General features: G+C 44.0%; 10 protein-coding genes and 1 pseudogene. 8 read left to right on the plus strand and 3 right to left on the minus strand.

Annotated elements, in window-relative coordinates; genetic code table 11:
• Positions 1-281 (plus strand): annotated as a pseudogene (locus GBV73_RS08840) (IS6 family transposase); the annotation flags it as partial.
• A 164-nt stretch (positions 282-445) separates the two neighbouring features.
• Here GBV73_RS08840 and GBV73_RS08845 read toward each other — a convergent pair.
• Entirely contained in the window at positions 446-1,588 is a 1,143-nt protein-coding gene (locus tag GBV73_RS08845; protein WP_152880835.1) for a M20 family metallopeptidase, read from the minus strand.
• Between the two features lie 304 nt (positions 1,589-1,892).
• On the opposite strand from GBV73_RS08845, the gene ppsA reads away from it, so the two are divergent.
• From ppsA to GBV73_RS08885, 7 genes are all read left to right on the plus strand, one after another.
• Entirely contained in the window at positions 1,893-4,271 is a 2,379-nt protein-coding gene (gene ppsA / locus GBV73_RS08850; RefSeq protein WP_042700161.1) for a phosphoenolpyruvate synthase, read from the plus strand.
• A gap of 192 nt (positions 4,272-4,463) precedes the next feature.
• Positions 4,464-5,834, plus strand: a complete 1,371-nt coding sequence (locus GBV73_RS08855) for an MATE family efflux transporter (RefSeq protein ID WP_152880838.1) — start codon at positions 4,464-4,466, stop codon at positions 5,832-5,834.
• Positions 5,835-6,214: 380 nt separating this feature from the next.
• Positions 6,215-7,090: a DUF2334 domain-containing protein gene (locus GBV73_RS08865; protein ID WP_232194555.1), complete on the plus strand. Its 876-nt coding sequence runs from the start codon at positions 6,215-6,217 to the stop codon at positions 7,088-7,090.
• Between the two features lie 57 nt (positions 7,091-7,147).
• On the plus strand, positions 7,148-8,062 hold the full coding sequence (locus GBV73_RS08870) for a phosphate uptake regulator PhoU (protein WP_042700155.1): 915 nt from the start codon (positions 7,148-7,150) through the stop codon (positions 8,060-8,062).
• A gap of 69 nt (positions 8,063-8,131) precedes the next feature.
• Positions 8,132-9,049 carry an isoaspartyl peptidase/L-asparaginase family protein gene (locus tag GBV73_RS08875; protein ID WP_152880840.1) on the plus strand — a complete coding sequence of 306 codons (918 nt, stop codon included), beginning with the start codon at positions 8,132-8,134 and terminating at the stop codon, positions 9,047-9,049.
• Between the two features lie 10 nt (positions 9,050-9,059).
• Positions 9,060-10,229, plus strand: a complete 1,170-nt coding sequence (locus tag GBV73_RS08880; protein WP_152880842.1) for an MFS transporter — start codon at positions 9,060-9,062, stop codon at positions 10,227-10,229.
• Positions 10,226-11,176 carry a radical SAM protein gene (locus tag GBV73_RS08885; RefSeq protein ID WP_152880844.1) on the plus strand — a complete coding sequence of 317 codons (951 nt, stop codon included), beginning with the start codon at positions 10,226-10,228 and terminating at the stop codon, positions 11,174-11,176. The genes GBV73_RS08880 and GBV73_RS08885 overlap by 4 nt, the downstream gene beginning before the upstream one ends.
• Here the strand turns inward: GBV73_RS08885 and GBV73_RS11235 are convergent.
• Both GBV73_RS11235 and GBV73_RS08895 read right to left on the minus strand, forming a co-directional pair.
• The gene (locus GBV73_RS11235; protein WP_152880846.1) at positions 11,150-11,365 is read right to left on the minus strand and encodes a hypothetical protein; all 216 of its coding nucleotides are present in this window, start codon (positions 11,363-11,365) and stop codon (positions 11,150-11,152) included. The genes GBV73_RS08885 and GBV73_RS11235 overlap by 27 nt on opposite strands.
• 37 nt (positions 11,366-11,402) lie before the next feature.
• Positions 11,403-12,257 (minus strand): RNA-guided endonuclease TnpB family protein (locus GBV73_RS08895; protein ID WP_152880848.1); only part of this gene is annotated, 855 nt, incomplete at its 5' end.

Here is a 12,257-nt window from a genome sequence, read left to right on the forward strand (position 1 = left end):
ACAAAGGGCCGTGGTATAAATCAGCGTTTAAATCTCTCGGGCTGGATTATCTGCATGTGACTTTCGGGCCGAGGAACAGTGTTGAGCGCTGGTTTAGGACGTTGAAGGAGAGGACGAAGCGTTTCTGGAATAATTTCAGGGGTAAAGACTGGAGGAGGGTTCATAGGTTTGTTTTTCTGTTTGCCTTCTGGTATAATTTTGTCAGAATTCATTCTAGTTTTGGTGATCCGCCTGGTGATGTTACTGAATGGCTTCAGGAGGTGATGCCCCAGTTATCCTGACAGTATCTTGGTGTATAAAAATAGTTTCATAGCGTTTTGGCTGTCTGCGATAATGGGACATAAAGCCCATTAATGCTCAATAGATAGCAAGAAGTCAATAATTTATATGTGTAGCTTCAATTCAAAATGAGTTCGTTAAGTAAATGAAAAGGTTAAACAATAACTCAAATTCTTTCAAAAGCTAATCCCACTTCCAACGCAGTTCCCAAGTGAAGAACATCTTCATCAACATCGAACTTTGGATGGTGATGTGGATATACTATGCCCTTTTCCTCGTTTCTAATGCCTAAAGCTATGAATGCTCCCGGTACTTTTTGGAGATAAAAGGCAAAGTCTTCAGCTCCCATGGTCTTTGGAACTTCTTCCACTTTCAATTCCAGATTTTGGGCAACTCTCTTGGCGAGAGAGGCCATTTGTGGGTTGTTTATTGTTGGCGGACCAACTTCTTCTATTTTGAGCTTATACGAGGCATTGTTGGCTAATGTTATGCCTTTTAAAATCTCCTCAATTCTTTTTTCAACAAGGCTTTTTGTTTCAGGCGTGAAAAATCTGTAGGTGCCGCTCATATAAACTCTCTCTGGAATCACGTTAAAAGCTTCTCCGGCTTTTATTGAGCCCACGCTCACAACTCCACTTTCCAGGGGATTAAGGTTCCTGCTTATGATTGTCTGGAAAGCTAAAACAGCTTGGGCCGCTATTGGAATTGGGTCGATGGTTTCATGTGGCGAAGCTCCGTGTCCGCCTTTTCCCAATATCTCAACATCAAACCTTCCCACTCCAGCCATGAAGGGGCCTTCTCTTATACCAACAACACCGCTCGGTAGTTCCATCCATACGTGGAGGCCAAAGATGGCGTTAACGCCTTCTAAAGCTCCTCCTTCTATCATTTTCAGAGCTCCGTTTCCTCCCTCTTCTGCTGGCTGAAAGATTAGCCTTACTCTGTTGGGAAGCTCATCTCTGTGCTCAGCTATTATTTTTGCCGCTCCGAGAAGCATTGCCGTGTGAGCATCGTGACCGCAAGCGTGCATTTTCCCGGGAATCTTTGACTTATAGGGGACATCGTTTTCCTCCTGAACTGGTAGGGCATCCATATCCGCCCTTAGGGCTATGGTTTTTTCGCCTTCTCCGATATCTGCGATTATCCCGGTTCCAACGCGCTTAATTATGTATCCCCACTCTCTCAAGTGTTCCTCAACAATTTTTGAAGTTCTTTCTTCCTCATAGCCAAGCTCGGGATACATGTGAAAATCTCTGCGCCAGGCGATTATTTGGTCTTTAATTTTGAGGGCTTCTTCAAGGGGGTTCATAAAGGATCACCAAAAAATAAAAAAATAATTGGTTTAAATTTGTATTTTAACCTTTTGATATATACTTCAAACAGGCTCTCCACCAAAAAGCAACATCACAGAAAGAATGAATACACAATCACTAGCTTCCAACGGCGCTAAGAATGCCAGTGAACTTTTCAGATAAAATTCTGGAGTTTCAGACTTTTTAGTTTTTTAAAATTTTAAAGCATTATTTTATGGGCTCAAAAGCCATTTTTGGACAGTTAATTTTAAATAGGCTATTTCTATATCATTTCCGGTTATTCTAAAAGGAGGGGTCGAGATGGCGTACAGATTCATAAAATGGTTTGAAGAATTGGGCAAAGAAGACGTCCCACTTGTGGGCGGAAAGGGTGCAAACCTTGGAGAACTGACAAAAGCTGGAATCCCAGTCCCACCGGGGTTCTGTGTTACAGCTGAAGCATACAAATACTTTGTTGAAAACGTTAAAGTTGAAGACGGAAGGACTCTCCAGGAGTGGATTATGGATATTATAAGCAAAACCAATGTTGATGACAGCAAGCAGCTCCAGGAGAACACCGCTAAGATTAGGGAGAAGATAATTTCCCTTGAAATGCCTGAGGAAATTGCCAAGGAAATCGAGCAAGCTTATAAGGAGCTCAGCCAGAGATTTGGTAAAGACGAGGTTTATGTTGCTGTTAGAAGCTCCGCTACAGCTGAAGACCTTCCGGAGGCATCATTCGCTGGACAGCAAGAGACCTACTTGGATGTTCTTGGTGCAGATGATGTTAAGGACAAGGTAAAGAGATGCTGGGCTTCACTTTGGACTGCAAGAGCAACATTCTACAGAGCAAAGCAAGGATTTGACCACTCAAAGGTTTACCTGAGCGCTGTTGTTCAAAAGATGGTTAACAGCGAGACAAGCGGTGTTATGTTCACTGCAAACCCAGTCACAAACGATAGAAGCGAGATAATGATTAACGCTGCATGGGGACTTGGCGAGGCTGTTGTTAGCGGTGCCGTAACCCCAGACGAGTACATTGTTGAGAAGGGCACCTGGAAGATTAAGGAGAAGATCATTGCTAAGAAAGAAATAATGATTGTTAGAAACCCAGAGACAGGTAAGGGAACAGTTAAAGTCCCAGTTGCTGAGTACCTCGGCCCAGAGTGGGTTGAGAAGCAGGTTCTCACAGATGAGCAGATAGTTGAAGTCGCAAAGATGGGTGCTAAGATTGAGGAGCACTACGGATGGCCACAGGACATTGAGTGGGCTTACGATAAGGACGATGGCAAGCTCTACATCGTCCAGAGCAGACCAATCACAACCTTGAAAGACGAGGTCAAGGCGGAGGAAGCCGAGATGACCGAAGAGATGAAGGTTCTCCTCAAGGGACTTGGTGCATCACCAGGTGTTGGTGCTGGTAGAGTCGTCGTTATCTTCGACGCAAGCGAGATTGACAAGGTCAAGGAAGGAGACGTCCTCGTTACCACAATGACCAACCCAGATATGGTTCCAGCAATGAAGAGAGCCGCTGCTATCGTTACAGATGAAGGTGGAAGAACCTGCCACGCTGCTATCGTCTCAAGAGAGCTTGGAATCCCAGCCGTTGTTGGTACAAAGAACGCTACAAAGGTTCTCAAGGACGGAATGCTCGTAACAGTTGACGGTACAAGAGGTGTAGTATACGAGGGCATAGTCAAGAGCCTTGTTGGAAAGAAAGAAGAAGAGAAAGTAGCTGGCGCTGGAGGGCAGGTTGTAGTTGCAGGAGCTCCACTTGTCACAGCCACAGAAGTTAAAGTAAACGTTTCAATGCCAGAAGTTGCAGAAAGGGCCGCTGCAACCGGCGCTGATGGTGTTGGACTCCTTAGAGCAGAGCACATGATCCTTGGTATCGGAGTTCACCCAGTTAAGTTCATCAAAGAGGGTAAGGAAGATGAGCTCGTTGAGAAGCTTGTTGAGGGCATCAGAAAGGTCGTAGAGGCATTCTATCCAAGAAGGGTTTGGTACAGAACCCTCGATGCCCCAACTAACGAGTTCAGAGAACTCCCAGGTGGAGAAGACGAGCCAGAAGAGAGAAACCCAATGCTCGGATGGAGAGGAATTAGAAGAGGTCTTGACCAACCAGAGCTCCTCAGGGCTGAGTTCAAGGCTATCAAGAGGCTTGTTGATGAGGGCTACGACAACATTGGTGTCATGCTCCCACTCGTCAGCCACGTCGAGCAGCTCAGAGAAGCAAAGAGAATCGCAAGAGAAGTAGGCCTTGAACCACACAAGGATGTCGAATTTGGTGTCATGATCGAAACACCAGCATCAGCACTGATTATAGAGGACCTCTGTAAGGAAGGCCTCGACTTCGTAAGCTTCGGTACAAACGATCTCACCCAGTACACACTTGCAATCGACAGAGACAACGAGAGAGTCTTCAAGCTCTACGACGAGAAGCACCCAGCAGTGCTCAAGCTCATCAAGCACGTCATTAAGGTCGCCAAGAAGTATGGCGTCGAGACAAGCATCTGTGGACAAGCTGGAAGTGATCCAAAGATGGCAAGAATACTCGTTAGACTCGGCATTGACAGCATCTCAGCAAACCCAGATGCTGTTGAGCTCATAAGGAAAGTAGTGGCAAGAGAAGAGCAGAAGATAATGCTGGAGAACGCCAGAAGACAGCTCTACAAAGATGAGGACGAGCTCGAGTTCTGAGCTCTCTAACTTCTTTTCTTCACTTCTTAATTTAAATCTCTAAATTTCCATTTTGACACACCATTCTAAGGATAATTTATCCATGATAAGCTTTTTATAATAACGCTTCGATTTTCGTTTGATAGTAAAGTGGGCACTTTTGAGCAGAAGTAAGATATGCTTTGAGCACTAAGCGAGTATTAGGGGATCACAATGGATGGAGAAAAAATCCAAGCAATGAGGCAGGAAATAGTGGAAGGCAACATAGAGAAAACAATGCTGAAGTTAGCCTATCCTTTGATAATTAACAACATGGTTCAGGTTCTCTACAACCTCACAGATACTTTCTGGCTAGGAAGATTAGGTACGGAAGAACTCTCTGCCCCAGGGACAGCCTGGCCTCTCGTGTGGTTTTTTATGAGCATTGGAATGGGCTTTGCGAATGCAGGCTTTGCCTTTGTGAGCCAATATATCGGAGCCAAAGATTATGAGAAGGCCAATAGAGCCGCTGGTGCATTATATTCTTTAATGATGCTTTTTTCGGCGTTTGTGGCAGTTTTTGGGTTAATAATAGCACCTGTTGCGCTTGATTTTATGAAAGTGACTCCCGAGGTTTATCCATATGCATTAAACTATATTAGGGTAATATTCATTGGAATACCTTTTTCGTTTACTCTTTTTGCTTTTAACTTTCTACTGAGAGGGGTGGGGGACACTAAAACGCCTGTTAAGATTAACATGTTTACAGTTTTTCTTAATATCATCCTAGACCCGCTTTTAATTTTTGGATGGCTGGGATTCCCTAGACTGGGGGTCGTGGGGGCTGCAGTTGCTACGATGTTTTCCAACAGCATTGGCTCTTTAATTGGTGGATACCTGCTCTTTAAAGGAAAAGTAGGGATACACTTAACGTTGGAAAACCTCAAACCGGATTGGGACTTTTACAAGCGGATTTTTAGAGTGGGGCTGCCTTCAAGTGTAGGTTTCTCCACGGATGCCTTTGGATTCGTAGTGCTTACAAGGATAATTTACATCTATGGAACTGTCGCATTTGCTACTTACACCATAGCTAACCGCCTTACCAACTTTATGTTTGCTATAGCCGATGGCATAAGCATGGCAATGGGAACTATGGTTGGGCAAAATGTTGGTGCGGAGAAGTATGAGAGGGCAAAGAAGATTGCTGAAATGGCTATGCTGACCAATTTAATTGTCCTCACTATTGGAACTCTCATAGTGGTTGTGTTCAGGGCCCAAATATTTGGGTTCTTTGTGAGGGATGAAAGAGTTTTAGCGGAGAGTGCTAAGTTTGTTAGGTATTTTGCATTTTCATTGCCGTTTTTTGGTATTTTTTCAGCTGTAAACAATGTCTTCCAGAGCTCTGGACATACCAAAAAGAGCATGTTGCTTGGCATGCTGAGGCTGTGGGGGCTTAGGATTCCCTTAGCATACTTCCTTGGAAAATTAATGGCAGATACAACAGGTGTATGGCTTGGAATGGGTCTAAGCAATGTATTGGCAGCAACAATTGGCTTTTTGTGGTTCCTTAGAGGAAGCTGGATGAAGCGTATAATAGGCCATTAAATTTATATATTTTTGTCATGGCTGGAATAGCAGAAATAAGAACGGAAATCTTAGAGGCCAACATTGAGAAAACTCTCTTCAAGTTATCTTGGCCGTTAATTCTCAACAACCTTGTTTTCGACCTTTAGTTTTTTGGGTTTCAAGGCTTGGTGTTGCAGGTGCCGCCATAGCGACGGTTTTCTCAAACACTCGCTACCTTTTGGATTATGTGTGGTCATAGGGTCTTCAGTGAGTATTTTTTCTGGGTATGGGCCTTAGTAATGTTATTGCCGGATTATTCGCTTTTCTCTGGTTCCTAAGGGGAAGCTGGATGGAAAGGATTATAGACTGACCTCCTTGAAACGGTAACCTTTTTTATATTTCATACCTTAGATTACTGGGTGGTAGGTCTAGTGGAAAAAAGGTACCTTGCCGTCTTAATGCTTGTAATTTTTGTCTTCGCAATATTGGTGGGAAACGTTACTTACCATCGGGAGAGTACTCCTTCGGGAGGGAATGCAGAGGAAACAGAGCTGCTTGATCGCGGCCCAAGTGGGGATATAACTCACGAAATCATCCACTATGAGAGGCCAACAATATTGATTCACGATGTTGCTCCCATTTATTTTGATGAAATCCGCGAGATAATAGCCATTCTCGACGAGTTTAACTATTCAACCTCCACAATTCTGTTTGTAGTTCCAGTCTTCGATACCACGCACTATAATGGCACGTGGGATTTAAGGAAGCACCCAGAATTTGTTGAGTATCTTCACGAACTACGGGAGAAAGGATATAGAGTGGAGCTCCACGGGTACGCCCATACATATCACGAGTTCAACTGCTCCTATGAGCTAGCTGCTGAGAAACTCGACAACGCCACTTCGCTGGTATTCTCATTGGGCTTTGGAAAGCCATCACTCTTTCTTCCGCCGGCGTGGGCATTAAACAACGAAACTCTGAGGGCTATTCTAGAGCACAACCTCACAGTGGTGACGAGAGACTACTTGATATTCCCTAACGGCAGTAGCGAGCGGATCGTGAACAGGGAGTACACATGGTATATCAACGAGACTCAGGTACAGGAGAGGCTATCTGTAGCTCTTTATGATTATAAGAAAGCTTCTGAGGAAGGGTTTATGTTTTATCTCTCCCTCCATCCGGGGGCTGTTAACTATGGTGGAGGCTTAGAATTCCTTAGGGAGTTCCTGAAGACTATTGAGATTATGCTACTCACACGCAATCATGGCGAAGAGAGTCTGGAAGTAGGGGAGTAAAGCCGAAACGTCAAAATATTTATATTGCAGGAATTCTATATAGATTGGGTGCGTGGTATGGAGTTTAGGAAGATACAGTTCACAGGACGAAGCTCATATATCATCTCACTTCCAAAAAAGTGGGTGAAGGAAAATAATCTGAAGCAGGGGGATGTTGTCCCGATAGTGATTAATCCCGATGGTTCCCTGATGATACTTCCCAAAGAGCCTAAAGAAGTTAGCGAGAGTAAGGAACTTATTATTTCTAAGGACATTTCACCAGACATGGCGATTAGGCTTCTGATTTCCGCCTACATACAGGGGTATGACGTTATTGATGTAAAATTCACGGAGGACATGCCGCTATATAAAGTGAAGATACGAGGGACAATTCAGAACCTCCCAGGATTGGAAATAATCTTAGAAGAGCCCCTTAGAATTATAAGCAAAAGCCTGCTGGCGGATGAAGAAGTAAATCTGAGGGAAATAATAGAAAGACTGGCCTCTATTTTGCTTTCAATGATAGAGGACCTTATGCTTATAGGAGAATTTGAAAAAAAGGAAGTTCTTAGGGACATCAATGGTCTCGAAAACGAACTGGACCGCTTTTATTTCTTGACACTGAGGACGGTGAATAAGATTCTCTCTGGGGGTAGCATAGCGAGGGATGATGAACTTATTAAGAGGAATTTCGATCTTTTGGGAGTCCTCTTTATAGTGCGCAATATTGAAAGAATAGGGGACCACATGGTCAGAATAGCTGAAAACTTTGATCCTGATTTGGATATTTCGTACTTGAGGGAGATAATCCAAAAGGTTATAGATCAAATAATCCAAAAAGACCTGAAAAAGATTGACAAAATAATGCTTGAACTAAAGGCTCGTATAAAATCTATAGACTACAGAAAGTCCGTTGCCATGGACAGCTATCGGAGAATACTGGAGTACCTTGAGAATATAGGGGAGACAATAATAAACATGAGCCTGAGCTGATGAAACTTCTCTCTTTTCGTTTCCATAATGCTTTTAACCTTTCGAAGGCATTACGTAGTGGTGGTTCTAATGGTTGCTATTATTGTTCATGGTGGTGCCGGGACAATAAAAAATGAAGAAAGAATTCCAAAAATCCTTGAAGGGGTTAGAGAAGCGGTTTTGGCAGGCTGGAAAGAGTTAAAACGAGGTTCTGCTCTGGATGCCGTTGAAGAAGCCGTTAAAGTACTGGAGGACAATCCTATCTTTAACGCCGGAACGGGTAGCGTTTTGACATTAGATGGCAGGGTTGAGATGGATGCCGCTATTATGCGCTCCAATCTTGAAGCAGGAGCCATTGCAGGCATATGGGGGGTTAAAAATCCCATAAGCGTGGCAAGGAAAGTCATGGAGAAGACTGACCACGTTCTCCTTGCTGGGGAAGGAGCCCTTAAATTCGCCCGTTTGATGGGGTTTGAGGAGTATAATCCCGTAACAGAGGAAAGAATTGAACAGTGGAAAAAGCTTAGACAAAAACTTCTTGAAGATGGAAACATCCCCCACTGGAAAAAGATTAGCGAGCTGATAAAGGAATATCCTGAAGTTTTAAGGAGTACCGTCGGGGCAGTTGCCTTCGATGGCCAGGAAATAGTGGCAGGCACTTCAACGGGAGGAGTTTTCTTGAAGATGTTTGGAAGGGTTGGCGATACTCCAATAATCGGTGCCGGAACTTATGCTAATGAATTTGCTGGAGCTTCTTGCACTGGGCTTGGAGAAGTCGCCATAAAGCTGTCCCTCGCAAAAACTGCTACAGACTTTGTTAGGTTCGGATTGAATGCACAAAAGGCCAGTGAAGCTGCAATAGAGCTTGCAACTAAACACTTTGGGCAGGACAATATGGGAATAATTATGGTTGATAGGGAAGGAAATATAGGATTCGCCAAGAATACCAAGCACATGAGCGTTGCGTACATGAAAGATGGCATGGAAAGTCCAGTAGCGGAAATTTAGGGGGAAGATAATGGAGAGAAAAGACCTGTGGCTCCTTCACTTTTCGGCATTTTTCTTCTTTTTGGGTTATATCTTAGTGGCGCCTCTAATTTCTCCTCTCGCTATAAGTTTTGGGGCTAGTCCTTTCTTGGTTGGCACAGTAGCTTCTGTTTCTTCGATATTTGCCCTTATATTGAAGCCGGTTGGGGGTATCTTAGGAGACAAAGGAAAAAGTTTTGAGGCAATGATGATGGGCACAGTCCTGGGAGCAGTTGCAGGAGTATTTTACCTTCTCTCATTTCTCATGCAAAATCTGGTTATTTTTGCTGCGGGAAGGGCAGTGCACGGTATTGCATCAGCATTTTTCTTTCCGGCTTCCCTAGCGACAGCCATAAACTTAGCTCCTAAAGGAAGGGTTGGGGAGACTCTTGGATGGAGAGGAACCATGTTTTCTCTAAGTCAGCTCATCGGTCCTGCTGTAGGGGGGCTTGTTGCAGACTACTTTGGGTTCAATTTTGCCTTCGTTCTCGCGATTTTGCTCTCTTTAGTGGGATTTCTGTTTGTATCAACCGCTTATAGAGAGGTTAAGGCCAAGATAAGGTTTAAAGAAAGCGAGGAAAAGAAAGGTTCTTATAGGGAACTGGTTAATCTCTCCTTTGTAGGTGCTGCGATTTCACTTTTCTTTATGAGCTTTGCGTATAGTGGGGCGTACACTTTCCTTCCGGCATACTACAAGGTCCTTGGACTGGGCACGGGTATTTTTGGAATATACGCGAGCATCATGGGTGGCTTTAGCTTTCTTACAAGGGTCTTTGGGGGAAGGGAGGCAGACAAAAGGGGGCCGATTCCAGTTGCTTCTGCGGGTTTACTGCTGGTTACACTTGCGTACGTTATTTTACTCCTCTACCTCCTGCCTCCCGAGGCATATTTAAGTGCAGTTGTTTTAGGAATGGGGTTTGGACTGGCAGTTCCTTCTCTTCAAATGCTTGCTTTGGCCACTCTTCCCAAAAATGTAAGGGGAGTTGGCTCAGGTATTTATACAATGTTCTTTGACTTGGGATACCTTTCTGGACCTTTAGCACTTGGCTATCTGGCAGAGATTAAGGGCTATGAGTCGGTATTCCTTTTCCTCCCAGTGCTAACATTTTTATCTCTGCTAAACCTTCTATTGCTCAAGGTGTTAAGGAGGAAAACGCTATGAAAATAAGGGTCTCATACGGAACCGCAGTTGTCTTGGGCTTTAAGAGTGGAAAAATGCTTGCAAAACCCACAACAGCCTATTTTATGACCTATTATGAAGGAAGATGTCTAAACAATTGTGCCTTTTGCGTTCAGGCCAGGGAGAGCAGAGCAGACGTTGAAAAGCTTTCAAGGGTAACCTGGCCGGCATTCGAGCTAGAAGAAGTTGTGACAAAAATAAAAGACTCAAAATTTGCAAGAATCTGCCTGCAAACCATAGATTATCCTAATTTAAAGGAAGATGTCCTGAGGATTTTAGAAGCTTTTTATCCCTCAAATCTCCCAGTTTCTCTCTCGATAACTCCCGTTGATAAAGACTCCCTTAGAGAGTTCCAGAGACTTGGAGTGGATTACATTGGTGTTGGAGTAGATGCGGCGAGTGAGAGGGTATACAGTAAGGTAAAAGATTCTATGTACTCCTGGGAGGAAATGTGGCAGTTTGCCGATGCAGTTGTTGATGTCTTCGGTGAAGGGAGAGCATTTGTTCATTTGATCTTTGGCCTGGGCGAGAGCGAAGAGGAGTTTTTGCAGGCAGTTCAAAGAGCGTATGATTCAAAAGCAAAAGTCTCTATTTTTGCATTTACCCCGGTTAAAGGGACTAGGTTAGAAGGCAGAACTCCTCCAGACCCAGATAGGTACAGATTGATGCAGATTGGAGTCTATTTAATTGAAAACAAGATAGCAAGAGTTGAAGAATTCAGGTTTGACAATGGAAGACTTGTGGATTTTGGTCTTTCCAAGGAGGAACTTTTGAAAGTTCTTGACGAGAGTGTCTTCATGACTCACGGCTGCCCCGGGTGCAACAGGCCCTATTACAACGAGAAACCCCGCAAAGAGCCTTATAATTTTCCAGTGAGACCGGGGAAAGAGCAGTTTGAAAGATTACTGGGCAGGATACTCTATGAGTGATTCTATAATTCCCTTGAGTTTTTCTGAATTTATGTTTTTGGCCAAGAGCTGTGCCTCTTTGGCATTCCCTTTTGTAAGGGCGCTTAGTGATAATAAAAAGGCCTGAAGATCTCTGTTGCTGACTTGCGGGAGCAAAATTTCAAGTCTATCCCTGAGTAAGTTGAGTTTGTTGTTTTTCTTTATTATCACAAGACAAGAACAGCTTTTAGTCGCTCAACCGTTCTGCCTACCCGTAAAGTGTGTGTAGGGTGTTAATTTCGTAACGGGTAGGCTTCCCTCCTCCCGTCTTCATCGGAGGGCTTTCGGGGGGAACGGGAACTCCCCACATCTTCAGGGCTTTCAAACGAATATTCCACGAGCCGACCACATCACGGTCAGCCTCAAAACCACACTCGCATTTTAAAACCCTATACCCATTCGGGCTTAACTTCCCCCCACATATCGGGCACAGGGATGAAGTGCGAGCAGGATTAACAAAAACGACACGTAATCCCTTCAGTTTCGCCTTGTACTCGATTATAGACTGGAGCTTTCTAAAACTCCACCTGTGCAAGCGACCGTTCATTTCAGCCGAATACCTTATTGTGTTCCTGATTTCCGTTAAGTCTTCAAGAGCAATACCACCATACTTTTCCGCCAGTTCAACAATCTTGTTTGCTAACTTGTGATACAAGTCATTTAGTCTGTTCCTTTCTCTTTCGCCATACTTTTCCAAAATCCATTTTCTCTTTTTACCACTTCTTATCTTCTTTTGAATTCTCCTTCTCTTTAGGAAGTAGCCCGTTCTAATCTCCCTCTCGTGAGTGATTATCTGAATGAATTCACCGTTTGGAAGGCTAATTGTAACGTTGTTCTCGTTCAAGTCCACGCCGACAATGACTTTCGGCTCTCTGACTTCAACCTCTCTTGAGAACACCACGTGGAGAAAAACTCCTTTTGGATTTTTAACCAGCCAGGCTTGTCCTATTTTCCACTCCCTAAACTTCTCGTGGTACTTTGCACGATAAAACTCCAGTTCCAGCCTTCCACTTGGAGTTGAGAGTTTAATAAATCCTCCTTCAATGTCGAGTTTGAAGAGGTG

The organism is Thermococcus sp. 101 C5, from assembly GCF_009372125.1.
Classification (GTDB): Archaea; Methanobacteriota_B; Thermococci; order Thermococcales; family Thermococcaceae; genus Thermococcus_A; species Thermococcus_A bergensis.

Excerpts from the sequence above, each read along its gene's own strand:
- GBV73_RS08845 (WP_152880835.1), bottom strand. The coding sequence starts at position 1,588 with ATGAACCCCCTTGAAGAAGCCCTCAAAATTAAAGACCAAATAATCGCC.
- ppsA (WP_042700161.1), top strand. The coding sequence starts at position 1,893 with ATGGCGTACAGATTCATAAAATGGTTTGAAGAATTGGGCAAAGAAGAC.
- GBV73_RS08855 (WP_152880838.1), top strand. The coding sequence starts at position 4,464 with ATGGATGGAGAAAAAATCCAAGCAATGAGGCAGGAAATAGTGGAAGGC.
- GBV73_RS08870 (WP_042700155.1), top strand. The coding sequence starts at position 7,148 with ATGGAGTTTAGGAAGATACAGTTCACAGGACGAAGCTCATATATCATC.
- GBV73_RS08875 (WP_152880840.1), top strand. The coding sequence starts at position 8,132 with ATGGTTGCTATTATTGTTCATGGTGGTGCCGGGACAATAAAAAATGAA.
- GBV73_RS08880 (WP_152880842.1), top strand. The coding sequence starts at position 9,060 with ATGGAGAGAAAAGACCTGTGGCTCCTTCACTTTTCGGCATTTTTCTTC.
- GBV73_RS08885 (WP_152880844.1), top strand. The coding sequence starts at position 10,226 with ATGAAAATAAGGGTCTCATACGGAACCGCAGTTGTCTTGGGCTTTAAG.